Genomic DNA, 24,870 nt, shown 5'->3' on the forward strand with positions numbered 1-24,870 from the left:
CTTCGCGGCCAACCGAACATGACGATCACATTGTCGGAAAGGTAGCTTATGCGCCTGTTTGCTGCGTCGCTCGCAACCGAGACCAATACGTTCTCTCCGATCCCGACATCCCGGGCCAATTTCGAGGCGTCCGCCTATTTCCCGGCGGGCCAGCATCCCGACCGGGCGACCCACACCACCGCCCCGCTCTATGTCGCGCGGCAACGCGCCAAGCGCGAGGGCTTCGAGCTGATCGAAGGGTCCTGCTTCTGGGCCGAGCCGTCAGGCACCTGCGCCAAAGCCGATTACGAGGAGATGCGGAACGAGATCCTCGCCCAGCTCAAGGCGGCAATGCCGGTCGACGGCGTGCTGCTCGGGCTGCACGGTGCCATGGTCGCGCATGGCTATGACGATTGCGAAGGCGACATCCTCGAACATGTCCGCGCCATCGTCGGCCCCTCCGTGCCGATCGGCGTCGAGCTCGATCCGCATTGCCATCTGACCGAGAAGCGCGTGCGCCTCGCCAATGCGGTCATCCTCTACAAGGAATACCCGCATATCGACTTCGTCGAGCGGGCCGAGGAACTGGTCGACATCATCCTCAAGACGATCCGCGGCGAGATCAAACCGGTGATGTCGCTCTACGATTGCCGGATGATCGAGCTGGTACCGACGACGCGCGAGCCCGGCCGCTCCTTCGTCGACCGGATGAGCGCGCTCGAAGGCAAGGACGGCATTCTCTCGGTCTCGCTGGCGCATGGCTTCCAGCAGGGTGACGTGCCGGAGATCGGCACCCGCGTCCTTGTCATCACCGACAACGACAAGGCGAAGGGCGATGCGCTCGCCGCGAAGCTCGGCGAGGAATTCCGCTCGCTCAAGGGGCAGTTCGCTCCCCCGGTGACGCCGCTCGACGAGGCGCTCGACCGGGCGCTCGGCGGCGCCGCCAACGGCCCGCGCGTGATCGCGGATTCCACCGACAATGCCGGCGGCGGCGCGGCCTCCGACAACACCAACATCATCCACCGCCTGCGCGAACGCGGCATCGGCGATGCTGCGGTCGGCCCGGTCTGGGACCCGGTCGCGGTCGAATTCTGCCTGACGGCCGGCGTCGGCGCGACCATTCCGCTGCGCTTCGGCGGCAAGGCGGCCTCGACCTCCGGCACGCCCGTCGATGGCGAGGTGACGGTGCTCGGCGCGATCCGCAACGGCACCCAGAGCTTCGGCACCGCCAAGGTGCCGATCGGCAACGCGGTCGGCATCCGCATCGACGGCATCGATGTCGCGCTGCTCTCGCACCGGACGCAGGCGCTCGGGCTGGAGATCTTCACCAGCGTCGGCATCGACCCCACGCAGAAGCGCATCGTCAGCGTCAAGTCGACCAACCATTTCCATGCGGCCTACGGCCCCATCGCCAGCGAGGTGATCTACACCGATGGCGGCGGGCCCTCGCATCTCGACGTGCGCAAATATCCCTATCGCAAGATCAACCGGCCGCTCTGGCCGCATGATCCGCTCCCGCCGGGCCGGCTCGTCGTCTGACGCCACCGCACCCGAAAGGAACAGGAGAGAAGAAGCATGACCCGATGAGGGCCAGACGAGGCGAATGCCTGCGGCCCTCTGTTGCAACGCGGAGGAGAACGACATGACCACGACACGCAGACGCTTCGTACAGGGCGGATTGGCAACCGGCGCGCTCGTCGCCGCACCAGCCACGATCCGCGCCCAGACCACGCCTACAGCCGCCCGCACCATTCGCGCCGTCCTGCACGGCGATCTTCGCGTCTTCGATCCAATCTGGACGACGGCGAACATGACCTCGTACCACTCCGGCATGGTCTACGACACGCTGTTCGGCGTGAACGACAAGTTCGAGCCGCAGCCGCAGATGGTCTCGAAATGGTCGCTCTCGGACGACCGCAAGACCTATACGTTCGAGCTGCGCGACGGATTGAAGTTCACTGACGGCACCCCGGTCACCGCCAAGGATTGCGTCGCCTCGATCCGGCGCTGGGGCGCCCGCGACGGCGGCGGCCAGCACATGATGGCGCGTCTGGCCGACACGCCGGTCAAGGACGACAAGACCTTCCAGATCGTGATGAAGGAGCCCTATGGGCTCGTCGTGGAATGGCTCGCCAAGGCCGCGACCAATGTCTGTTACATCATGCGCGAGAAGGAGGCCGGGACCGACCCGAACCAGCAGATCAGCACCATCATCGGCTCGGGCCCCTTCACCTTCAACGAGAGCGCGGTCGTCCAGGGCCAGCGCTATGTCTACGACAAGAACCCGAACTATGTACCGCGCTCGGAACCGGCGGTGATGACCTCGGGCGGCAAGGTCGTGAATGTCGACCGCGTCGTGTTCGAGAACATCGCCGACGAAGCGACCGCGATCGCCGCGATCCGGGCCGGCGAGATCGACATGATCGAGTATCCGAACGTCGATCTGCTCGACTCGCTCGCCGGCGAGAAGGCGATCAAGCTCGAGGTCTTGAACAAGCAGGGCCAGCTCGGCTGGGCACGCGTGAACTGGCTCCATCCGCCGTTCAACAACGTCAAGGCCCGCCAGGCCATGCTGCACCTGATCCACCCGACCGAGGTGATGAAGGCGACCTTCGGCGACGAGAAATATTTCCGCGGCTGCTCCTCGCTGTTCGGCATGGGCACGCCGATGGAGAACGACGCCAATATCGACTGGTTCAAGGGCGCGCCGAACATCGAGAAGGCGAAGCAGCTCGTGAAGGAGTCCGGCTATGACGGACGCCCGGTCGTCGTGCTGCAGGCGACCAACATCGCCTATATGAACAACGCCGCCAACCTGATCGCGCAACGGATGCGCCAGGCCGGGTTCAACGTCTCGCTGCAGGCCTCCGACTGGGGCGCCGTCGTCACCCGCCGCGCCGTCAAGGCCGCGCCGGACCAGGGCGGCTGGAACGTGTTCTTCACCTCCGGCTCGGTCAATGCCTTCGGCAATCCGGTCTCGCTCAGCGGCCATGCCGCCAGCGGCGAGAAGGGCTGGTTCGGCTGGCCGAGCAATGAACTGCACGAACAGCTGCGCGACAAATGGGCGGGTGCCTCGAGCGATGCGGAGCGCAAGCAGATCGCTCGCGACATCCAGCAGAACGCCTGGGATTTCGTGCCGCATGCCTATTTCGGGCAGTGGTTCCAGCCGGCCGCCCTGCGCAACCTGACGGGGCTGATCGGCATGCCCGAGCTGATCCCGTTCTGGAACGTCCGGAAGGGCTGATCCCAGCCCAATCGCGAACCGATCCGCGGAGCCCGCCTTTTGGCGGGCTCCGTTTGCCCAGCCGTCTTCAGGTCATCGTGCCGGCGGTGTGAGAGGCGAGCACGCACTGCCGTGCGCGGGTGGGCGTTCCGCAGCGCCCCCAAACAAGCAAGCCGACGGAGGACGAACGACGCAATGCTGAGTTATCTGGTACAGCGCCTGGCATCGACCATCCTGGTGATGACGCTGGTGGGCATCTTCGTCTTCCTCCTGCTCCACCTCTCGGCCGGCGACCCCGCCGCCATCATCGCCGGGGACTACGCCACCCCGCAGCAGATCGTCGCCATCCGCCAGCGGCTCGGCCTCGACGATCCCCTGCTCGTCCAGTTCGGGCGCTGGGGCTTACGCGTGATCCAGGGCGATCTCGGCGTCTCGATCTTCTCCAGCACACCTGTCTCGACGCTGATCCTGCAACGGCTTGAGCCGACGCTGTCGCTCGCCGTGCTCACCATGATCTTCGCGGTCTCGATCGCGGTCACGCTCGGCGTCCTGGCGGCCTGGAAGGCCGGCCGGCCGGTCGACCGTCTGCTGATGGGCTTTTCCGTGCTCGGCTTCTCGATGCCGACCTTCGTGGTCGGCTATTGCCTGATCTATGTCTTCGCGATCGAACTGCGCTGGCTGCCGGTGCAGGGCTACCGGCCGATCCTGGACGGCATCGGCCCATGGTTCATGCATCTCGTGCTGCCGACGGTGACGCTCGGCCTCGCCTATGTCGCGCTGATCGCGCGCATGACCCGCGCCTCCGTGCAGGAAGTGCTGGAGGAGGATTACATCCGCACGGCCAATGCCAAGGGCGTTCCAGCGCGCACCATGCTGATGAAGCATGCGCTGAAGAACGCGGGCGTGCCGATCATCACCGTGATCGGCATCGGCGTCGCCCTGCTGATCGGCGGCGTCGTGATCACCGAGACCGTGTTCAACATCCCCGGCATCGGCCGCCTCGTCGTCGACGCGATCTCGAAGCGCGACTACCCGATCATCCAGGGCGTGATCCTGGTCTTCTCGGGCGTCTATGTGCTGATCAACCTCGCGGTCGATCTCTCCTATTCGCTCATCGATCCCCGCATCCGGCATTGAGGAGGCGAGACCGATGACCGCAATCGATGCCCCAACCGTCCCCGCTCCCGCCGCCGGCAGTCGCCTGGCCCGCCTCGGCCGCTTCGCGCGCCGCAACCCGACGATGCTGCTGGGCGCCGCGATCCTGATCTTCTTCCTCATCGTCGCCATCATCGCGCCGCTGATCGCCGGCGACCCCATGCTGAAGGCGCCGAACCGGCGGCTCCAGCCACCCTCGCCCGAACTGCGCTTCGGCACGGACCAGCTCGGCCAGGACGTCTTCGCGCGCACCGTCTACGGCGCCCGCGTCTCGCTCATCGTCGGGTTCAGCGTCGCGACGATCTCGATCCTCGTCGGCCTGACGATCGGCCTCTTCGCCGGCTATTATCGCCGCTTCGACGCGATCGTGATGCGCCTGATGGACGGGTTGATGGCGATCCCCGCCATCCTGCTGGCAATCGCGATGGTCTCCCTGAACCAGGGCAGCATCGGTATCGTCATCGCGGCGATCTCGATCCCGGAACTGCCGCGTGTCGTCCGCCTCGTCCGTTCGATCGTTCTCAGCGTCAAGGAACTGCCCTTCGTCGAGGCCGCGCGGGCCTGCGGCTCCAGAACGCCGCGCATCCTGTTCCGCCACATCATGCCGAGCACGATCGCGCCGCTCATCGTGCAGGCGACCTATATCTGCGCGTCCGCCATCCTCGTCGAAGCCTCGCTCTCCTTCCTCGGCGCCGGCGTGCCGCCGGAAGTGCCGAGCTGGGGCAACATGATCGCGTCGAGCCGGCTCTATCTCGCCCGCGCGCCCTGGACGATCTTCTGCCCGGCGATCGCGCTCGCGCTGGTGGTGCTGGCGGTGAACCTGCTCGGCGACGGCCTGCGCGACCGGCTCGATCCGCGCCTGTCACGGCGGCTGTAGCTTAAGCTCAGACTGCACGCCGGGCATGCATTCGCGCGCCCGGCGAATCCCCGGCACCGCGCTATGCTGCCCTCGCCATCAATGGCGACAAGAAACTGGGAGCCTGCCGGGATGAACCGCCGCGACACGATCAGACTGGCATTGCTGCCGACGCCTTTCGAGCAACTCCCGCGCCTGTCGCAGGCCCTCGCCCGCAGCGGCAAGGGCCCGTCGATCTGGATGAAACGCGACGACTGCACCGGCTTCGCCGGTGGCGGCAACAAGGTGCGCAAGCTCGAATATCTCGTCGCGGAAGCCCTGAAGCAGGGTGCCGACACGCTGGTCACGATGGGCGCGATCCAGTCGAACCATGCCCGCCAGACGGCAGCGGCCGCCGCGCGCAACGGCCTCGCCTGCGTGCTGCTCCTCACCGATTCGGTGGCTAACCGCAGTGAATCCTACCGGACGAACGGAAACTGGCTGCTCGACCAGATTTTTGGCGCCGAGATTCGCCTGCTTCCGGCCGGCGGCGATGCGACCGTGATCGCGGACGAGGCTGTGGCCGGACTGAAGGCGCAGGGAAAACGCCCCTATTTCATCCCGGTCGGCGGCTCCAATGCACTGGGCAGCCTCGCCTATCGCGATGCCCTTCTGGAGCTGGCCGGACAGGCGAAGACCGAGGGTGTCCGCATCGACCATCTCGTCGTGCCGACGGGCAGCGGCGGCACCCATGCCGGCATCCTCGCCGGCATCGAGGATGCCGGACTCGGTTGCCGCGTGCGGGGCGTCAGCGTCTCCCGCTCGGTCGAGCAGGCGGGCGCCATCGTCTCCGGTCTGGTGAACGACATCTACGCACTGGAAGGCCGGCAGCGGGGCAAGCAGGCCGCGCTTGAGATCGATGATTCGCAGGTCGGCCCCGGCTATGGCCAGCCCACGCCCGCGATGATCGAGGCTGTCGAGCTGGTTGCGCGGACGGAAGGCATCCTGCTCGACCCCGTCTATACCGGCAAGGCCATGGCGGGGCTCGTCGCGCTGGTCAGGAGCGGCGCCATCGGTCCCGACGAGACCGTCGTCTTCTGGCATACCGGCGGTGCACCGGGGCTCTATGCCTATCCGGAAGTGTTCCAAGGGTAGAATCGACTGACGGCATCACTCCGTCGTCTTGCTTGCGTCATGGTCGGGCTTGTCCCGACCATCCACGTCTTCCTTCGGCAAACGTGGTGTTCAAGACGCGGATGCCCGCCACAAGGGCGAGCATGACGACTGCGCTTTCCGTGCCATTTCCCGGCACGTTCCACGTCACTTTTGCCTGCTCCGCGCCCCGTCAAGGAGCTGTGGAAAGCCTCCCCCAGACCGTATCGAGAAGCCCCCTCTGAGGGCCCGGTTTACCCTCTGTTAACCATTCCCTCGATACACCGAAGCAACCGAAAATTTACCAAGATAACCGACGTGTTAACTCAACCCCGGCCCATCCGCCTCAAGGGGCGGTCCTATCTTGCGCTGACGCTGACCCCGGAGCTGCCCTTCGAGGACTGGCTGGCGCGGCTCGACGATCTCGCCTCGCGCTCCGCCGGCTTCTTCCTGCGGCGCCCCGTCGTGCTCGACATCACCGGGCTGGATATCGACCGGGCGCAGCTTCGCACCTTCGTCAGCCAGCTCGGCTCGCGCCAGGTCAGGATCATGGGCATCGAGGGCGCCTCGCCGTCCCTGCTCGGCTCCGACCTGCCGCCGGCGATGGCGGACGGGCGCCCGACGTCCGATTTCGAGCCTCCGGCCGCTGCGGCAGAGGCGGCTACGGCCGAGGTTGCCGTCGCCGAGCCGGTGATGCCGGATCTGCCCAAGGCCGTGCCGTCGATCATCGTGACGCAGCCGGTTCGCTCGGGCCAGTCGCTGGTCTTCCTCGAGGGCGACGTCACCGTCGTCGGCTCGGTCGCATCCGGCGCCGAGATCGTCGCGGGCGGCTCGATCCATGTCTACGGCACCCTGCGCGGGCGGGCGATGGCCGGGACGATGGGCAATGCGGCGGCGCGCATCTTCTGCCGCAAGCTCGAGGCCGAGCTGATCGCCATCGACGGCTACTACAAGACAGCCGAGGACATGGGCCCGGAATTCCGCGGCAAGCCCGTGCAGATCTGGCTCGACGGCGAAACGTTCAAGGTCGAAGCGCTCGCCTGAGGCGAAGGCATCAACAATCAGAAGGAGCGGTCAATGGGTAAGGTCATCGTCGTCACATCGGGCAAGGGCGGCGTCGGCAAGACGACGTCGTCGGCCGCGCTCGGCGCCGCGCTCGCCCAGGGCGGGGACAAGGTCGTGGTCGTCGATTTCGATGTCGGCCTGCGTAATCTCGACCTGGTCATGGGTGCCGAGCGGCGCGTGGTCTACGACCTCGTCAACGTCATCCAGGGCGAGGCCAAGCTCACCCAGGCGCTGATCCGCGACAAGCGGGTCGAGACGCTCTACCTGCTGCCGGCCTCGCAGACCCGCGACAAGGACAACCTGACGACCGAGGGCGTCGCCGCGGTCATCGGCGCGCTGAAGGCGAATTTCGACTGGGTGATCTGCGACAGCCCGGCCGGCATCGAGCGCGGCGCGACGCTGGCCATGCGCCATGCCGATGTCGCGATCGTCGTGACCAACCCGGAAGTCTCCTCCGTGCGCGATTCCGACCGGATCATCGGCCTGCTCGATTCCAAGACGCTCAAGGCCGAGAACGGCGAGCGCATGGAGAAGCACCTGCTGCTCACCCGCTACGATCCCCTGCGGGCCGAGCGCGGCGACATGCTCAAGGTCGACGACGTGCTGGAGATCCTGTCGATCCCGCTGCTCGGCATCATCCCCGAGAGCATGGACGTGCTGCGCGCCTCCAACATCGGCTCGCCGGTCACCCTGGCCGACCAGGGCAGCGCCCCGGCCATCGCCTATTTCGACGCGGTGCGCCGGCTCAAGGGCGAGCAGCTCCCGGTCACAGTCCCCGGCGAGAAGCGCGGCTTCTTCGGCAAGTTCTTCGGAAGGAAGGCGGCATGAGCATGAATCTGTTCCGCCTCTTCTCCCGTCCCCGCTCGGCCCCCGCCGCCCGGGAAAGGCTGCAGGTCCTGCTCGCCCATGAGCGCGCCGCGACCGGCGGCGATGCCGACCTGCTCGGCAAGCTGCGCGACGAAATCCTGCGCGCGATTTCCAAGCACATGCAGATCGACGACGACAAGGTCAGCGTCCGGATGGAGCGCGGCGCCCAGGTCTCGACGCTCGCCGTCGATATCGAAGTGCCGCTCGACGCCGGCAAGAAGGCCGCCTGACGGCCAGATACCCAAGCGGGCGCGCGGCGGCTATCAGCCCGTCGTGCGCCCGCATATCTCATCGACCTCGTCGCGATCGATGCGGCGGCGGTCGAACAGCCGTCGGGCAATCATGGCCTGGGCCGCCAGCATCGGCGGCCGGTAGAGAATCGCCGTCGCCGCATTGGCGCAGCGGGCTTGCAGCGCGGCCTCATCCGGCGGCTGCAGAAGGGCGAGATAGGGCTTCATCTGCTGGAGATCGTCCTCATGGGAGGCGATCGCGCCCGGATACCACTTCAGCCCCTCTTCGTTCCAATAGATCATCTCACCGCAATAGCCGGCGGACAGGATGGTGATCTCGATCTCGGCCCGCTGGCGATCGATCGGACTGCCGGCCTGAAACCCGCGCTTGTAGGGCTCGAAACAGGTTTCACCCGAGACGCCATGGGGCGGCCGCAGCCAGGCATGCGTGATGCAGCGCCGATGCTCCCAGCCGACGACGATATGGCCGGCCTCGTGAAACGCGCAGGCGGCGCGCCGGATGTCGGCGGGGATATCGCTGAGAATCGGCATCGCGCCTCACTGTCACCGCCAGCGCCTCCTGCGCAAGAGCGCGGGAGGCCGGATGCCGCGGGAGTGCTCGCTGTCGATGCCAGCACCATCAGCCGGCCGACACCGGCGGCGCGGACCGGCCGTGAGCGTCGGGCGGCCCGGAAGGAGGCTCAGGCCTCGTGGCCGAACGGATCGTCGACACTATGGGCCGGCTCCGTGAACCAGCGCGCGCCGTCTTCCGCCATATAGGCGATGTCTTCCAGGCGAACGCCGAATTCGCCGTAGATGCACATCATCGGCTCGACCGAGAAGCACATCCCCGGCGCAAGCGGCGTGCGGTTGCCCTTGACCATGAACGGCTCCTCATGGATCGCAAGGCCGAGACCATGACCGGTGCGATGCGGCAGGCCCGGAACCTTGTAGCCGGGGCCGAAGCCGGCGGCCTCGATCACGCCGCGTGCGCCCTGGTCGACCGCTTCGCAAGGCGCGCCGAGCACGGCCGCCGCGAAACCGGCGAGTTGCGCGCGCTTCTCCAGGTTCCAGATCTCGCGCTGGCGCTCGGTGGGCTCGCCGAAGACATAGGTGCGGGTGATGTCCGAGTGGTAGCCGCCAAGCCGGGCGCCCATGTCGATGAGGACCATGTCGCCTTCGGCGAGCGTCTGCGGATAGGGCACGCCGTGCGGGTAGGCGGTGGCTTCGCCGAACTGCGCGGCACCGAATGTCGGGGTCAGGCCGAGCTTGCGATGGGCCTTGTCGAGGAAATCGACGAGCTCCGTCGTCGTCATGCCAACGCGCAGCGTGCGCGCCGCCGCGCGATGGACCGCCATCGTGACGTCCATGGCGCGCTGAATCAGAGCGATCTCGGCAGCCGATTTCAGCTGACGACAGGCGGCGGTGATCGCGCCACCGCTGGTGAAATCGAAGCGGTTGCCGGCCTTCCGCAGTCCGTCGACGGTATAGAACGGAGCTTCCGGGTCGAGCGCGACGGAGCCGCTCTCGTAGCCGAGGCTGCGGATGGTCTCGACGACCAGCGCGGTCGGGTCCTCATGCTCCTCCCAGCAGCGCACATCGTCGCCGAACTGCATGTATTCGCGCGTCTTGGGCTCCTCGAAGGCCGGGCTGAGATAGACGACCTCACCCTCGGCCGGGATGATCGCGCCGTGCAGCCGCTCGGTGAGCTTGAGCTCGATGCCGGTGAAATAGTGCAGGTTGGTCGAGGTATCGAGATAGAGGGCTTGCAGGCCCTGTTCGCGCAGGAGGCGTTGCGCCTTCGCGATCCGCGCCTTGAACTCGCCGACCGCGATCGGCGCGACGCCGGCGGCCATTGCCTCAAGCTTGGCCAGCTCCGCTTCGAAGCTCGAGCCTCCCACTCCAATGCTCATCGGTCGACATCCTCTTTCGATCGGCTCTTATGCCACCCGGCTTCGACTGGCCTTGCTGCACCAGCCGGGCTGGCGATCCGGCAGCCGTCGACGCCAGCACGATGTCGCCACCGTACATTGCATATTTTTTGTCGACAATAGGCGCGCAGAGGTTGCCGAGCGGCGATCCGGGACTCCTCGCCAACGCCAGCCCCGGCAACCGCGCCCTCAGTCGAGCAGGGCCGCGCCGAAATTCCGCTGCGGGTCGATATCGGCAACGAGGCGCCCGGTCGGGGTCGCCGCGCTGCCGCCGGTGCGCGCAAGCCAGCGGCCCGAGCCCGGAGCCGCGTGCAGCGTGCCGCCGCTGACGACATCCTCGCCCCGGACGAGAACATGTTCCGGCCAGCCGGTGACGCGGCGCCCCGCGAAGGGCGTGAAGCCGGTGAGGTCATGCATCGCCGCGTCGGTGATCGTCACCTGCCTGCCGGGATCCCAGATCGCGATATCGGCGTCATAGCCGGGGAGCAGCGCGCCCTTGCCGGGCAGGTTGTAGATTTCGGCTGGCGCCGTCGCCGTCAGATTGACGAAGGCTTCGAGCCCGCGCCCGGCGAATTCCGGCCGGCCCTTGGAAACCAGCGCGTCGAAGAGCAGCGGCAGCCGCGTCTCCAGCCCGGGCAGGCCATTGGCGATCTGCTTGAAATTCGGGTTGGGGCCGGCCGAGAGCTTGCCGGTCTCGTCGAAGCGATAGGGCGCATGGTCGGAGGAAACGGTCTGAATGTCGCCGAGCGCCAGCGACTGCCAGAGCGCATCCTGGTCCGCCTCTTCGCGCGGCGGCGGCGAGCACATCCATTTGGCGCCTTCCAGGCCGGGCTTGTCGAGATCGTGCCGGGTCAGGAAGAGATATTGCGGGCAAGTCTCGGCGAAGACCTTCAAGCCGCGCCCGCGCGCATCGCGGATCGCCTGCGCACCCTCGGCCGTCGAGACATGGAAGATCATGATCGGCTGATCGAGCAGCTCGGCCGCGGTGATCAGGCGGTTGAAGGCCTCGGCCTCGGAACCGCGCGGATGGCTGATCGCGTGGTATTTCGGCGCGACATAGCCCCGCTCGACAAGCTTCCTGCCCATCCAGGAGATCATGCCGTGGTTCTCGGCATGGACGCAGATCAGCGCCCGGTGCTGCCTGGCCGTCAGCAGCAGGTCGAGCAGCGGCTCATCGTCGACCTTGATCAGGTCGTAGGTCATGAAGACCTTGATCGAGGCGTGGCCCTCGCCGATCAGCGCCGGCAGGTCCTGCTGGATCGTCTTGGCGTCCGGATTGGCCACGATGAGGTGGAAGGCGTAGTCGATCAGCGCGCCGCGCCGGGCAAGCACGGCATAATCGTCGACGACCTTCCGCAGATCGAGGCCACGATGCTGCGCGGCGAAGGAGATCAGCGTCGTGTTGCCGCCGAAGGCAGCCGAGGTCGTGGCGCTCTCGAAGGTATCGGCATTGAGCAAGCCGCCGGCCGAGACCTGCTCGACATGGGCGTGGGTGTCGATGCCACCGGGCAGGACGAGCTTGCCGGTAGCGTCGATCTCGCGGGCACCAGCCGCAAGGCCGAGGCCCAGAGCGGCGACCTTGCCGTCCTTGACCGCGACATCGGCACGAAAGCTACCGGTCGCAGAGCCGACCGTGCCGCCGCGAATGACCAGATCGTAGTTCGCCGTCATCTGCCTTCGTCCTTCTCAACGCACCATCAGCGTGCCGATCGCCATGGCGACCGCGGCCTGCGTCGGATCGATCACGGGAACGCCTAATGCATCTTCCAGCGGGCGGCGATGGCGCGCCATGCCGGCGCAGCCCATCACGATGGCGCCGGCGCCATCCGCATCCCGCAGTTCGCGCCCGATCGCGATCATGCGCTGGAGCGTACCTTCGCCGGACGCGCTCTCGGCCACCGACATTTCAAGCGGACGCTCGCCCGCCAGCCGGTCCATCAGCCCCATCTGGCGGAGATAGCGGATATGGCGCGGGATCGAGCGCGACTTGATCGCGATCACGCCGAAACGGTCCGCCCGCGTCAGGGCGGTCAGCACGCCGCATTCGGCGATGCCGAAGACCGGGCTTGCCGTGCCCTCGCGTGCGACATGGAGGCCCGGATCGGAATAGCAGGCGATGACGAAGGCATCGACGTCGCCGGCCGCCTCGACCCGGCGGCGCAGCGGCAGGGTGACGCTTTCGACATGTTCCTGCGTCTCGATGCCGACCGGCCCTTCGCGCAGGGTTTCGCAGAGGATTTCCGGCCCCTCCGCGAAGGCGAGCGGCACCAGCGCCTGCCGCAACCCCTCGGTGACCATCTCGTTGGAGTTGGGATTGATGACGAGGATGCGGAGGCGGCGGCTCATCGCGAAGTATCCAGATTGGCAGGTCTAGGGTTCAGCATGGCATTGCCAGCCGGCTCAGGCGACCTCTCGCACGACCCAATCCGCCAGAATGGTGCAGGCCGCCAGGAAATCGTCGACCTCCATCGCTTCCAGCGGATTGTGGCTGCCGTGCTCGTTGCGCACGAACAGCATGGCGATCGGCACGCCAGCGGCGGCAAAGGCGGCGGCATCATGGGAAGCCGGGCTGCCGAGCGGCATCGTCGCGATGCCCTGCCGGGCCGCCGCAGCCTCAAGACCGGCGACAATGGCGGGATCGACCGAGCCGACCGCGGCGCTGGCGCGCGTGCCGAGTTCGAAGCTGACGCGCCTGCGCGTCTCGATCTCGCTGATGCCGGCCAGCATTCTGGCCTCGACGCGCTCCAGCACGGCCGGGTCATAGGCGCGCACATCGAGGCTGAAGGCGAAGCTCCCCGGCACTGTGGTCAGGCCGTGGACGGCGGGATCGGTATGGAAGCGCCCGAGCGTCACCGCCATCGGGAAGCCCGTCTCCTCCTCGTCCTGCCAGAGCTTGTCGAGCATCACGGCGAATTCGGCGCCGGCCATGGCGGCGTCGCGGCGGAAGCGGCGGGGCGTGCCGACATGATCGTGCCGCCCCACGATGCGCGCATCGGGATAGCGGAAATTGCCGGGCACGCCGGTGCAGATCGCGACCGGCAGCTCGGATTCGACCAGGCTCGGGGCCTGCTCGATATGGACTTCGAGAAAAGCCCGGATCGCGGCTGGGTCGAGATGGCGCTCGCGCCGGCGGATCGCCTCGGACATGCCGCCGCTGGCGTCGATGCTCGCGGCGAGGACGCGACCGTCATCAATGCGGTTCGCCTCCAGCGCCCCGTCCGGCAGGGTGCCGAGCGCCGAGCGGCTGCCGATATAGGAGACCTGGAACCAGACGCTCTCTTCCGCCCGCACGCCCATCGCGGTGACGTCGCAGCGCGGCGCGATGCCGAGCGCCCGCAAGGTCTCGATGACCACGAGCCCGGCGATCACACCTGCGGCACCGTCGAAATTGCCGCCATGCGGCACACTGTCGAGATGCGAGCCCATTAGGATGCGCGGCGCCCCGCCCTCGAGGCCCGGCAGGGTGACATAAGTGTTGGCGGCGAAGTCATGCGAGACAGCGAGCCCGCGCGCCTTGCCATGCTCCACAAGCAGGCGATGGCCGAAATCCTCGCCCGCGCCATAGGTATCGCGGGTGATGCCGGGGTTGTCGCGGCTGCCCTCCGCCAAGCGGGTAAAGAGGCTCTCCACCCAGTTGCGCTGGGCGGCGACGGCCGTGGCGATCGCCGCGTCGGTGTGGAGCGTCCTGGCGGTGGCAGTCATCTCGGTCCGGTCGGGTGTCGGGCGCAACCCTGCCACGTGCCGGTGATCGGCGGGCGTGACCAGGCCTGCGTCGTCTCATGATAGGTGCCGCCGAAAAGCAGCCGGAGAACTTTGAGCCAGCCTGTGCGGCCGGACAATGGCGCGATCTATGCGCATTTCCGTGGTGACATTCGCAGGCTGAATAGCGCGGCCCTCTCAGCCGGAGCCGAGCTTGGCAGCCGTTTCCGCGGCGACGAGCCGGACCTCGCGCAGGAAGGCGTCGGCAGCGCGCGAGATCGGGCGCTTGCGCGAGCGGACCGCCGAAGCCCGAACCTCCGAAGCCGGCGCGAAGGGGCGGATGGCCAGATCGTAATGGCCGCTGAAGACCGGGGACAGCGGATCGACCACGGCGACGCCGACACCGCTTTCCGCCAGCACGCAAGCCGTGTTGCAGTAGCGGACCTCGACGGAGAAGCGGAAGGGCACATCGGCCTGGGCGAAGGCGCGGCGGACGATCGTACCCATGCGGGTGCCTTGTTCGAGCGCGATATAGGGCGCGTCGCGCAGATCCTCCGGGGTGATCGTCGCCTTGGCCGCGAGCGGATGCTCGGGGCGCATGACGCAGACCATGTCGCCGGCGAAGAAGGTCTCGGCATCGAGTCCCCGATCGTCGTCCAGACCCATGACGAAGCCGAGTTCGGCCGTTCCGTTCTCCACGCTTTCCAGGACATGCTCGAAGCGGCGGATGTCGAAGGAGACCCGGACCTTCGGCCGTTTGATGAGAAAGTTGCGCAGCGCCGCCGGCAGGACGCCATAGCCCAGAGGCGGCGTCGCGATGATCCGGATATGGCCGGCACGGTTCTCCTTGATGTCCTGCACGCGCGCCTCAAGGGCTGCGTGCAGGGTGAAGATCGGCTCGGATTCCTCGTAGAGCGAGCGCGCCTCGGCCGTCGGGAACAGACGGTTGTTGACACGCTCGAACAGCGGGAAGCCGACCTGGCTTTCGAGATGCTTGATCGCGTTGCTAACCGCCGGCTGCGACAGCCCCAGTTCTTGCGCGGCACGAACCGTCGTCTCGCAACGGACGACGGCACGCAGAAGCTCGATCTGGCGAAGATTCATGACAGCGTCCCGAATAGAACAGGGCAACTCTATTCGGAAAGCAAATGATAGGCCAGCCTTTCGGCCCTACGCCCAGCGCAGGCTCGGCGGCGAGAGTTCGTCGACCGAGCGCCCGGCCCAGTCGAGCGAGGACGCCTTGGCGAGCGCACGACGCTGCGCCTGTTCCAGCCCGTCGGAGGCGGCGTGATAGTCCATGGTCAGCACCTTGCCGTCGGCGACGACCTGCTTGCCCTGAACGAAGACATGGGAGACGGCGCGGTCGGCCGCGGCATTGACCAGGCTCTTCAGGGGGTCGCGGGTCGGGCGCATCATCGGATGGGTCAGGTCGACCATGACGAGATCGGCCTGCGCGCCCTTGGCCAGCCGGCCGATATCGTCGCGGCCGAGGAGCTTCGCTCCGCCCAGCGTCGCGGCACGGAAGACCTGTCCGGTCGTCACCACCGCATGGCTCTCGCCGGTGATCCGGGCATAGACGCCGGCATGGCGCAGTTCCTCCAGCATGTTGTGCGGGAAGGTGTCGGTGCCGATGCCGATATTGACCCCGGCCTTCAGGTAGCGGCCGAGATCGCGCAGGGTGAAGCCGCGCCGGCCGAAGACGGTCGGGCAATGCGCGACCGAGGTGCCGGTCTCGGCGAGGCGGGTGAGATCGTTGCGGGTCGGCCAGCGCACCCAGGGGTGGTCATCGAGGAAGATCGCATGGGCGATCGAGGCGTTCGGCGCGAGGAAGCCGACGCTGTCCAGCCACTGGATCGGCGAGAGCCCGCTGCGGCGGACCATCTCGTGGAACTCGCTGATCGACTGGCCGGCATGCGTCTGGATCGGGATCTTGCGCTCGGCGGCGGCGGCGATCGAGGCGCGGAACAGCTCTTCCGTGCAGGTGTCGATCTGGGCCGGGCAAGCCATGCCCGAGAGCCGGCCGGATTCATGGGCGAGCGCAGCGTCGATGACCTTGAACGCGTCTTCCATCGCCTTGCGACCGGCCGCGTCGTCAAGTTCGTATTCGACCTGATAGCCGTTGCGGGTGAACCAGCGGCCATTGCGGTACATCGGCGCCATCACCATGCGCAGGCCGCTCGCCGCGGCGCGGTCGAGCCAGCCGTCGCTCGGGAAGGAGAGATCGACCAGCGTCGTCGTGCCGGACATCAGCAGTTCCGACCAGGCGACATGGTTCAGATGCGGAATACCCTCGGCATCGGCGCGGAACAGCCAAAGGAACTCGTAGAGCGAGGAGTTGTAGAGTTTCGGCGTGCCGACCTCGTCGGTCATGCCCTTGTTGCCGGGCTCGCTCGACGGGTGGGAATGGATGTCGACGAGGCCGGGCATGACCATGAAGCCCTTGCCGTCGATCTCGCGCGCGACCTCGCCCGTGAAGCCCTCGCCGAGATGCAGGATGCCGCTGGCATCGAAGACGACATCGAGATCGCGGCGATAGACATGGTCGTCGGCCGCTGCGTCATAGGCGATGACGATATCGGCTTTGCGGATGCGGGTGGTCATGGCAATCTCGTTTGCGCTCGTCTTTTCGAAGAGGACCGTCATCCCGGACAAGCTGCGCAGCAGCGCCGATCCGGGATCCATCATAGGGCTCCAGAGCTCTACGATGGATCCCGGTGCTCCGCTTCGCTGCGGCCGGGATGACGGCGTCGCGTGTGGTTCAGGCCTGCGCCTTCTTTTCCTGCGCGATGAAATGCTCGGCGATCTGCTGGCCGGTGGCGATCCAGACGTCGCCGAATCCGCGGGCGCGGGCCAGGAATTCGCGCATGATGCCGATCCGCATCGGCCGGCCGGAGACCTGCGGGTGCATCACCATCGAGACGAGGCCGCCCCATTCGCGGAGCTGGTCGAGCTCGTCGTTCCAGATCGAGAGCACATGCTCCTTCGGGAACATCGGGCGCGGGGAGAAGCGCTGGGACAGGCCGTAGAGCCAATCGTCGAAATACATGTCCACCGGCAATTCGATCGGGCCTTTCGAGCCGTCGCGCAGCTTGTGGCGATAGGGCCGGATGTCGTCGCGGAACGAGGAGGAATAGAGAATGCCCTTGTCGCGGAGATAGCCGAGCAGTTCGTCGTAGTTCTCGCCCGAGGGGGCGCGGTAGCCGACCGGCGTGACGCCGAGGATGCGCTTGAAGATGTCGAGCGTCTTGTCGATCTCTTCCTTGTCGACGGCGAAGTCGCCGGGCTCCGGCCGCTTGTGCGAATAGCCGTGATGGCCGATCTCGTGCCCATCCCTGGCGATGGCCTCGCACATCGCCGGATGCACCTCGACAACCCAGCCGGGGATGAAGAAGGTCGCCTTGATCTCCTGGAGGCGAAGCTGCTCGAGGATCTTCGGCACGCCGACCCGCTGCTCGTAGCCGCCATGGGAGAGCGTCACCAGCCGGTCGGTGTTCTTCGCATCGTAGTTCAGCCAGGCCGTCTCGGCATCGACGTCGAAGGCAGGGAAGACCGCGCTGCGAAAGCCGTCCGGCCAAGGATAATCTGGCGCGGGATCGGCGAGATTGGCGACGCGGTGAGGGAAGTCGGTCAGCATGAGGTCGTCTTTCGAGAGGGGCGCCCCTGCCGGATGGCCGGGGCGCGACGAATGCGGTTAGTGCGTGATCAATTCTTGGCTTCGCCGTTGATCATCAGCTTGTCGACCTTGGCCTCGCCAAGCTCCCATTTCTTCAGCACCGCGGCATAGGTGCCGTCGGCCAGCATGGTCGCGAAGGCCTTGGCGACGGCGTCGCGCAGTTCGGTGTCCTTCTTGGCGAAGGCCAGCCCCTGGTAGACGGTGGTGAAGGGCGTGCCGAGGATGGCATAGACGCCGGGCTCCTGGCCCATCAGATAGGGCAAGGTCTCGCTGCCCTGCACGGCGGCATCGAGGCGCTTCTGACGAAGCTGCGTGCGGGCATCGGCCGAGCCTTCGGTGCCGACGATCTGCATGGCGGGCTTGCCCTTGGCCTCGCAATTCTCCTTGCTCCAGGTCTCCATCTCCTTCGGGAAGGAGGTGCGGCGGCTGGCGCCGACCTTCTTGCCGCAGAGCGCGGCGAGATCCTTGAACTCGTCCTTGCGGTCGGCATTGGTGTAGAACTGCGCGCCCGAGGCGAGATAATCGATGAAATCGAGGGTTTCGCGCCGCGTCGGCAGGTCGCTCATCCCGGACAGGATCATGTCGACGCGGCCGGTTGTCAGCGCCGGGATCATGCCCTCGAAGCTGATCTCCTCCCATTTGATGGTGATGCCGAGCTTCTGGGCGATCGCGTTGCCGAGATCGATGTCGAGGCCGGTCAGCGTGCCGGTCTTGGGATCCTTGAACTCGAGCGGCGGGTAATTCGGCACATTGGCGACCGAGATCGTCTTCTTCTCCAGGATGCGCGCCGGCAGGCTCTGGGCCTGGGCGAAGCCGGCAGTGGCGCAGAGCGCGATGGCCGAGAGACCGAGCAGGATGGATGTCTTCGACATGGTATTCCCCTTTTTGTGATCAGTGACGGACGGCGTTGATGAAGGCGCGGGTGCGCGCCTCCCTGGGATCGGTCAGCACGGTGCGCGGATCGCCGAGTTCGACGATCTGGCCCTGGTCCATGAAGGCGACGCGATGGCCGACGTCGCGCGCGAAGCCGAGCTCGTGGGTCACGCAGATCATGGTCATGCCGCTCTCGGCGAGGTCGCGCATCACCTTCAGCACCTCGGAGACCAGCTCCGGGTCCAGCGCCGAGGTCGGCTCGTCGAAGAGCAGCAGTTCGGGCCGCATGGCGAGCGAACGGGCGATGGCGACGCGCTGCTGCTGTCCGCCGGAGAGCTGTGAGGGATAGGCGTCGCGCTTGTCGGCGAGGCCGACGCGCTCCAGCAGCGCGAGCGCCCGCTTCGTCGCGTCAGTGGCCGGCTCGCGCAGCACCTGCACCGGCCCCTCGATGATGTTCTGCAGGGCGGTGAGATGCGGGAACAGGTTGAAGCGCTGGAACACCATGCCGATCGAGCGGCGCTGGCGAGCGATGGCAGCATCGTCCAGCTCGTAAAGCTTGTTGCCCTCGCGGTGATAGCCGACCCGCTCGCCGGAGACCCAGAGCGCGCCGCCATCGATACGCTCGAGCTGGTTGATGCAGCGCAGGAAGGTGCTCTTGCCCGAGCCGGAGGGGCCGATGATGCAGAGCACCTCGCCCTTGGGGACGGCAATGTCGATGCCCTTCAGCACCTTGAGCGGGCCGAAATGCTTCTCGACCTTCTGGGCGAGGACCAGCGGAGCGCCGGCCGCGAGATGATCGGGATCGGTCGTGCGGACCTGAGGGAGGGTATCGGTCATCGTGCCGCTCCTCAGCGCTTCGCCGGCGCGGCGACGCCGCGGGCATAATAGGCCTCGATCCGGCCCTGGATCAGGCTGAGCACGGTGACCACGACCAGGTACCAGATGGCGGCCACGATCAGCAGCTCGATGACGCGCGAATTGGCGTAGTAGATGTTCTGCGCGCTGTGCAGGATCTCGGCGAACTGGATGACGCTCGCCAGCGAGGTGAGCTTCACCATGCCGATGAACTCATTGCCGATCGGCGGCACGATCACGCGCATGGCCTGGGGCATGATGATCCGCCGCAGGAGCTGCAGCCGCGTCATGCCCAGCGTCTGGGCCGCCTCGTACTGGCCGTTATCGACCGAGAGCAGGCCGGCGCGGACCACTTCAGCCGTGAAGGCGCCCTGCTGGATGCCGAGCCCGAGCAAAGCCGCGACGAAGGGCGTCATCACCTCGACGGTCTTGAACGAGAACAGGCCGGGGATGCCCAGCGTCGGGAAGACCAGCGCGAGGTTGAACCAGAGCAGCAATTGCAGCAGCGCCGGCACGGCCCGGAAGAACCAGATATAGCCGATCGCCGTATTCGAGAGCACGGGATTGGCCGAGAGCCGCATCACCGCGAAGACGACGCCGAGCGTGATGCCGAGCACCATCGCCAGGATCGCCATGACGATCGTGTTGACGAGACCGGTCAGGATCGCCGGCACGGTCAGGAATTCGGCGACATAGTCCCACTCGATCTGGCCGACGGCGAAGGCGCGCACGATCGCGGCCAGCGCGATGCAGACGATCGCGGCACCTATGATCCGCCCAAAATGCCGGCGGGGGACGATGATGAGGTTTTCGGTTTCGGCGGTCATCTGGCCTCGATGGCTTGAGGTCGTCGGTGAAAGGCGGTGGGTAAGCAAAAGACTTGCCGGAAGCTCAGACGGCCTCCGGCGCGATCAGCAGGATCTTCCCGACGTGGCTGCCGCTTTCCATGTAGCGATGCGCGGCAGCGGCCTCCGCGAGCGGAAAGCTGCGGTCGATAACGGGGCGGATGCGCCCGGCGGCGACATGCGACCAGAGATCATCACGGACGCCGGCCACGATCCGCGCCTTGGCCGCGGGCGGCCGGTCTCGCAGCGAGGTCGTGAACAGGGCGGCGCGCTTGCGCATCATCGCACCGAGATTGACCTGCGCATCGCGCCCGCCCTGCAGGCCAATCATCGTGATGCGGCCATCGAAAGCGAGCGCCGCGACGTTCCGGCCGAGATAGGCGGCGCCCATATTGTCGAGGATGACGTCGACGCCGCGCCCGCCGGTCTCGGCCTCGATCACGGCGACGAAATCCTCGTCCGTATAGGAGATCGCCCGGTCAGCGCCGAAATCGCGGCAACGATCAAGCTTGTCCCCGCTGCCGGCCGTGGCGAAGACGCGGGCGCCGATCGCCCTGGCCGCCTGGATGGCGAAGGAGCCGATGCCGCCGGCTCCGCCATGGACGAGCAGGGTCTCGCCAGCCTTGAGGGCGCCGAGATCGAGCACGTTCGACCAGACGGTGCAGGCCGCTTCGGGCAATGCGGCCGCCTCGATGAGGCCGATACCGACGGGAATCGGCAGCACCTGCGCCGCGGGCACCGCGACGAGGCTGGCATAGGCGCCGCCCGAAACCAGGGCACAGGCTGCATCGCCGACCTGCCAGCCGGCCACACCGGCGCCGATCTCCGCGATGACGCCTGAGCATTCATAGCCGATGATGCGCGGCAGGCTCTGCTCGATGCCATAGCTGCCGCGGCGCTGCAGCAGGTCGGCATAGTTCAGCGCCGCCGCGTGGACGCGCAGCACGATCTCGCCCGGCCCGGCGCGCGGGGCCGGGGCATCGTCCCAGACCAGCGCTTCCGGCCCGCCGAATTGCCTGAGCACCGCGGCCTTCATCGACGTATCGCCGATCGCCAGGGCCGGCATCACTGGCCGGCGTCGATCATGGGTTCGGCAAGGCTCTGCCGTTCGAGGCCGAATTTCTTCAGGGCCTGCTGATAGCCGCCGTTCTTCATCACCACCGCAGTCGCCTTGGCGACGGCGTCGCGCAATTCGACGCTCTTCTTGTCGAAGGCGAGGCCGAACAGGGTCTTGTTCAAGGGCTCGCCGACGAAGGCGTAGGTGTTGGGCTCGTCGGCCATGAGATAGGCGACATATTCCGGCCCGAGCACGGCGGCGTCGAGCCGGCCCTGCTTCAGTTCGAGCCGCGTCGCGGTCGCGCCGGCCGTGCCGTTCACCGTGATCGCGGGCTTGCCGGCGCCGGTGCAGTTCTTCTCGCTCCAGGCTGCGGTCACCGGCATGTAGCTCGTGGTGCGGGGCGCACCGACCGTCCTGCCGCAGAGATCGGCATTGCTCTTCAGTTCGCCCGCCTTGGTGGCAAGCGCGAAGGGCTGAGCGCCGGTCGCGAGATAATCGACGAAGGTGAGTTTCTCGCGGCGGGACGGCAGGTCGCTGATCGCGGTGCCGATCATGTCGATGCGGCCGGTCGTCAGCGAGGTCATGAGCTGTTCGAAGCTCATCTCCTCCCACTTCACGGCGATGCCGAGTTCCCGAGCGATCGCATTGACGAGCTCGACATTGAAGCCGGCGCGCTCGTTGGTCTTCGGATCCTTGAAGGCCATCGGCGGATAGGTGGTTTCGATGCCGACGACGATCTGCCCGGCCGATTTCAGTGCAGCCGGCAGCGGGATGCTGCTTTGCTGGGCGGAAGCCGGGGTCGCGGCGGCGAGCGCGGATGCGAGGGCGAAAGCGGCTGCCGAAAGGTGTCGTCCGGCCGGAAAATGAGCGGTCATCATGGTTCCCCGTTTTGCCGGCTGGCGAAATCGCGAGACCCTGAGGTCGAGCAGGTTCGGCAACCGAGCGCCTTTTTGGCGCTGCGCGATCTTAGCGGGCATGCCCGGGAACGGAGCGGCCACGCGCTATGATATATTTCCGGCCTCTATTCGGTGCGCTTATATGCGCGAGGATCGTGCGGGCCGGGCCTTCTCCGCCTGTCTTACGAGCGGAGATCGGACCATGAATCCCATCGAAATCTGGGCTTCCGGCTATGCGCTGACGCGCGGCTACCCTGCCCCGGAAGCCGTGCCGACCGGCCTGTGGCTGGAGATCGGCAAGCCGGACCAGCGCGGCCGTTTCGTACTGCCCGGATTCGATCCCGCGGTACTGTCGGAGCTGGCGCGGTCGATCGAGGCGCCGGGGATCTATATCGAGGCGCCGGCGCCACGCGAAGCCGCCGCGCCGCTGCTCCCGGACAACTGGACCCTACGCGAGCGCGCCTTTCTCATGACGACCACGCTCGCAGCACCCGAAGACCTGCCGTTGCCGCCCGGCTACCGGCTGGCCTCACGGGATGATGGCGCGGCGATCAGGGTCGAGGTCACGAGCGACGACGGGGACCTGGCGGCCAGCGGTTCTGCCGGCATGGTCGACGGCCATGCCGTCTTCGACCAGATTCTCACGCAGGCGGCGCATCGACGGCTGGGCCTGGGGACCACGGTCATGGGTGCCTTGACCCGGCGCGCGATGGAACGTGGCGCAAGCCAGGGCACGCTGATCGCGACGCCGGATGGCCGGGCCCTGTATCAGGTGCTGGGCTGGACGCAGTGGTCGGAGGTGACATCGGTGATCAGCCCCGGCCGCTAGCGCATTTTCGAGCGAAGTGGAAACCGGTTCGCGTGAAGAAAATGCGATAGAATAAAGGTCCAGAGCGCATCCGGGATTCGAAGAATCGCGGATGCGCTCTAGGCACCGGAACAGGACCATCCGCCTTGCGTTCCACACCGACGCGAGCAGAGGGTTGGACGATGCGACACAAGCCCACTCGGAAGAACAGGTGCAGCATGATGCGCGCTCTCATCGCAGCGACTGCAGCCCTGCTGGCCGCGCTGATGCCCCTTCCCGCCAGCGCCCAGTTCGACGCGACGCCCGGTACTGGCCCGCTCTACCCCGGCGGCCCGCGACAGGGGCTGGGGCCGCCGTCGATCACGGACAATGTGCCGGATCTCAGGCTGCATTCGAGCCAGGGCGGCATTCCGGGAGCCGGGCCGCCGGTCGGGGCCGGCGCCAACAGCCCGCGCTTCTACGAACCGAGCCGGTCATCGGGCCAGTACTATCGCAGGGCGGAGCGGACGAGCGGACTCGGGCGCCATTGCCGAACGTCTGCACGGCTGTGCGCCCTCGCGCGACCGGCCTCTCTCGGAGACGATTGCTCGTGCCGCACGTCCAAAGGGGTGCGTCGGCAAGGCGTCGTCGTTCGCTGATCCGATAGCCGGCTTTCCTCCGGCCCGATGAGGCGACAGACGCCCGATCATGCAGCCGCTCTCGTCCCGACAGGAATTGCGCCAGGCCTTCAGGCGCATCGAGCGCGAGCTGCCTCCCCGGCTGGCCGCAGGCCTGCGCTGGCTGCGTCATCCCGAGTCCCGGCTGGTCCGCATTCCCGCCGGGATCGGCCTGATCGCGGGCGGGATCTTCTCGTTCCTGCCTCTGCTGGGCGCCTGGATGCTGCCGCTCGGCCTGCTCCTTCTCGCCGCCGACTTCCCCGTGCTGCAAAGGCCGATGGCGCGCTTCGCGCTGTGGTGTCTCGGCCTGCTCGATCGCTTTCGCTCCCGGCGGAAGCGCGATTGAGGGCGCCCACCAGACGATCAGTTCGACGAGAGGCGAGCGGTCGCGTCCTCAGCTCTCGCTTTTGCCGAAGAGCTGCGACACCGCCAGCAGCAGCGACGTGATCACGATCATGATCGTCGAGATCGCGGCGATGGTCGGGTCGATCTGATCGCGCAGCGCCAGGAACATCATCCGCGTCAGCGTCGCATTGTCGCCACCGGAGACGAAGAGCGCGACCACGACCTCGTCGAAGGAGGTCAGGAAGGACAGCACCGCCGAGGTGACGAGGGCGAAGCCGATCTGCGGCGCCGTCACCTGCAGGAAGGCCTGCGTCCGCGTCGCGCCAAGGCTGCGCGCCACCCGCTCCTGATCGAGATCGAAGCTCTTCAGGGCCGAGCCGACGATCATCATCACGATCGGCACCGCCAGCATCGTATGCGCCAGCACGATGCCGAGGAACGAGTTGACCATCTTGAGCTGCACATAGGCGTAGAACAGCGCGATCCCGACAAGGATGACCGGCACGATCGTCGGCGTCAGCAAAGCGAGGATCGCGAGCCCGGCGAAGCGCAGGCGCGCAGCGTGCAGGCCATAGGCGGCGAGCGTGCCCATCGGCGTCGCCAGCAGCGCGGTGCAGAAGCCCGCCTTGAACGAGGTCGCGGTCGCCGCCATCCAGCTCGACGAGGAGAAATAGGCCTCGTACCAGCGCAGCGACCATTCCCGCGGCGGGAATTCCAGATATTGCG

25 protein-coding genes are annotated in these 24,870 nt (G+C 66.9%); 11 read left to right on the forward strand and 14 right to left on the reverse strand.

The annotated features are described in order from the left end of the window. The first annotated feature begins 48 nt into the window (after nt 1-48). The 8 genes from ACODTJ_RS11575 (at nt 49) to minE (ending at nt 8,506) form a co-directional block, all read left to right on the forward strand. Nucleotides 49-1,518: a M81 family metallopeptidase gene (locus ACODTJ_RS11575; RefSeq protein ID WP_454658576.1), complete on the forward strand. Its 1,470-nt coding sequence runs from the start codon at nt 49-51 to the stop codon at nt 1,516-1,518. Nucleotides 1,519-1,621: 103 nt separating this feature from the next. Further along, complete coding sequence (locus ACODTJ_RS11580; RefSeq protein ID WP_454658577.1) at nt 1,622-3,223, forward strand: ABC transporter substrate-binding protein; 1,602 nt, start codon at nt 1,622-1,624, stop codon at nt 3,221-3,223. A gap of 174 nt (nt 3,224-3,397) precedes the next feature. Then, nucleotides 3,398-4,339 (forward strand): ABC transporter permease, encoded by a 942-nt coding sequence (locus tag ACODTJ_RS11585; RefSeq protein ID WP_454658578.1) that lies wholly within the window; start codon nt 3,398-3,400, stop codon nt 4,337-4,339. A 13-nt stretch (nt 4,340-4,352) separates the two neighbouring features. Then, a complete protein-coding gene (locus ACODTJ_RS11590; protein WP_488848860.1) occupies nt 4,353-5,234 on the forward strand; it encodes an ABC transporter permease in 882 nt (293 codons plus the stop codon). A 111-nt stretch (nt 5,235-5,345) separates the two neighbouring features. Further along, the gene (locus ACODTJ_RS11595) at nt 5,346-6,347 is read left to right on the forward strand and encodes a D-cysteine desulfhydrase family protein (RefSeq protein ID WP_454658580.1); all 1,002 of its coding nucleotides are present in this window, start codon (nt 5,346-5,348) and stop codon (nt 6,345-6,347) included. 306 nt (nt 6,348-6,653) lie between these two features. Beyond that, nucleotides 6,654-7,388, forward strand: a complete 735-nt coding sequence (gene minC / locus ACODTJ_RS11600; RefSeq protein WP_454659061.1) for a septum site-determining protein MinC — start codon at nt 6,654-6,656, stop codon at nt 7,386-7,388. A 33-nt stretch (nt 7,389-7,421) separates the two neighbouring features. Then, entirely contained in the window at nt 7,422-8,237 is an 816-nt protein-coding gene (gene minD / locus ACODTJ_RS11605) for a septum site-determining protein MinD (RefSeq protein ID WP_454658581.1), read from the forward strand. A 2-nt stretch (nt 8,238-8,239) separates the two neighbouring features. Beyond that, a complete protein-coding gene (gene minE, locus ACODTJ_RS11610; protein WP_454659062.1) occupies nt 8,240-8,506 on the forward strand; it encodes a cell division topological specificity factor MinE in 267 nt (88 codons plus the stop codon). Between the two features lie 33 nt (nt 8,507-8,539). On the opposite strand, the gene ACODTJ_RS11615 is transcribed toward minE, so the two are convergent. From ACODTJ_RS11615 to ACODTJ_RS11675, 13 genes are all read right to left on the reverse strand, one after another. Then, the gene (locus tag ACODTJ_RS11615; protein ID WP_454658582.1) at nt 8,540-9,058 is read right to left on the reverse strand and encodes a hypothetical protein; all 519 of its coding nucleotides are present in this window, start codon (nt 9,056-9,058) and stop codon (nt 8,540-8,542) included. A gap of 149 nt (nt 9,059-9,207) precedes the next feature. Further along, the gene (locus ACODTJ_RS11620; protein WP_454658583.1) at nt 9,208-10,419 is read right to left on the reverse strand and encodes a M24 family metallopeptidase; all 1,212 of its coding nucleotides are present in this window, start codon (nt 10,417-10,419) and stop codon (nt 9,208-9,210) included. Nucleotides 10,420-10,626: 207 nt separating this feature from the next. Further along, entirely contained in the window at nt 10,627-12,108 is a 1,482-nt protein-coding gene (hydA, locus tag ACODTJ_RS11625) for a dihydropyrimidinase (protein ID WP_454658584.1), read from the reverse strand. A 15-nt stretch (nt 12,109-12,123) separates the two neighbouring features. After that, a complete protein-coding gene (locus ACODTJ_RS11630; RefSeq protein WP_454658585.1) occupies nt 12,124-12,783 on the reverse strand; it encodes an aspartate/glutamate racemase family protein in 660 nt (219 codons plus the stop codon). A 54-nt stretch (nt 12,784-12,837) separates the two neighbouring features. After that, nucleotides 12,838-14,139 carry a Zn-dependent hydrolase gene (locus ACODTJ_RS11635; protein WP_454658586.1) on the reverse strand — a complete coding sequence of 434 codons (1,302 nt, stop codon included), beginning with the start codon at nt 14,137-14,139 and terminating at the stop codon, nt 12,838-12,840. A gap of 195 nt (nt 14,140-14,334) precedes the next feature. Then, nucleotides 14,335-15,240 (reverse strand): LysR family transcriptional regulator, encoded by a 906-nt coding sequence (locus ACODTJ_RS11640; RefSeq protein ID WP_454658587.1) that lies wholly within the window; start codon nt 15,238-15,240, stop codon nt 14,335-14,337. Nucleotides 15,241-15,306: 66 nt separating this feature from the next. Next, complete coding sequence (locus tag ACODTJ_RS11645) at nt 15,307-16,737, reverse strand: amidohydrolase family protein (RefSeq protein ID WP_454658588.1); 1,431 nt, start codon at nt 16,735-16,737, stop codon at nt 15,307-15,309. A gap of 157 nt (nt 16,738-16,894) precedes the next feature. Continuing rightward, nucleotides 16,895-17,770: a polysaccharide deacetylase family protein gene (locus ACODTJ_RS11650; protein ID WP_454658589.1), complete on the reverse strand. Its 876-nt coding sequence runs from the start codon at nt 17,768-17,770 to the stop codon at nt 16,895-16,897. A 68-nt stretch (nt 17,771-17,838) separates the two neighbouring features. Then, nucleotides 17,839-18,681: an ABC transporter substrate-binding protein gene (locus ACODTJ_RS11655; protein WP_454658590.1), complete on the reverse strand. Its 843-nt coding sequence runs from the start codon at nt 18,679-18,681 to the stop codon at nt 17,839-17,841. A gap of 19 nt (nt 18,682-18,700) precedes the next feature. Further along, nucleotides 18,701-19,519 (reverse strand): amino acid ABC transporter ATP-binding protein, encoded by an 819-nt coding sequence (locus ACODTJ_RS11660; RefSeq protein ID WP_454658591.1) that lies wholly within the window; start codon nt 19,517-19,519, stop codon nt 18,701-18,703. 11 nt (nt 19,520-19,530) lie between these two features. Further along, entirely contained in the window at nt 19,531-20,364 is an 834-nt protein-coding gene (locus ACODTJ_RS11665) for an amino acid ABC transporter permease (protein WP_454658592.1), read from the reverse strand. Nucleotides 20,365-20,428: 64 nt separating this feature from the next. Beyond that, nucleotides 20,429-21,448, reverse strand: coding sequence for an NAD(P)H-quinone oxidoreductase (locus ACODTJ_RS11670; RefSeq protein ID WP_454658593.1), 1,020 nt, complete (start codon nt 21,446-21,448; stop codon nt 20,429-20,431). After that, nucleotides 21,448-22,314, reverse strand: coding sequence for an ABC transporter substrate-binding protein (locus ACODTJ_RS11675; protein ID WP_454658594.1), 867 nt, complete (start codon nt 22,312-22,314; stop codon nt 21,448-21,450). The genes ACODTJ_RS11670 and ACODTJ_RS11675 overlap by 1 nt, the downstream gene beginning before the upstream one ends. Nucleotides 22,315-22,537: 223 nt before the next feature. Here ACODTJ_RS11675 and ACODTJ_RS11680 point away from each other — a divergent pair, with 223 nt between their 5' ends. From ACODTJ_RS11680 to ACODTJ_RS11690, 3 genes are all read left to right on the forward strand, one after another. Continuing rightward, nucleotides 22,538-23,164: a GNAT family N-acetyltransferase gene (locus ACODTJ_RS11680; protein ID WP_454658595.1), complete on the forward strand. Its 627-nt coding sequence runs from the start codon at nt 22,538-22,540 to the stop codon at nt 23,162-23,164. Between the two features lie 197 nt (nt 23,165-23,361). Continuing rightward, a complete protein-coding gene (locus tag ACODTJ_RS11685; protein ID WP_454658596.1) occupies nt 23,362-23,781 on the forward strand; it encodes a hypothetical protein in 420 nt (139 codons plus the stop codon). Between the two features lie 49 nt (nt 23,782-23,830). Continuing rightward, nucleotides 23,831-24,145, forward strand: a complete 315-nt coding sequence (locus tag ACODTJ_RS11690; RefSeq protein WP_488848868.1) for a hypothetical protein — start codon at nt 23,831-23,833, stop codon at nt 24,143-24,145. A 48-nt stretch (nt 24,146-24,193) separates the two neighbouring features. Here the strand turns inward: ACODTJ_RS11690 and ACODTJ_RS11695 are convergent. Further along, on the reverse strand, nt 24,194-24,870 hold a 677-nt coding region (locus tag ACODTJ_RS11695), incomplete at its 5' end, for an ABC transporter permease (protein ID WP_488848870.1).

Source organism: Allobosea sp. FG18 (assembly GCF_057809495.1).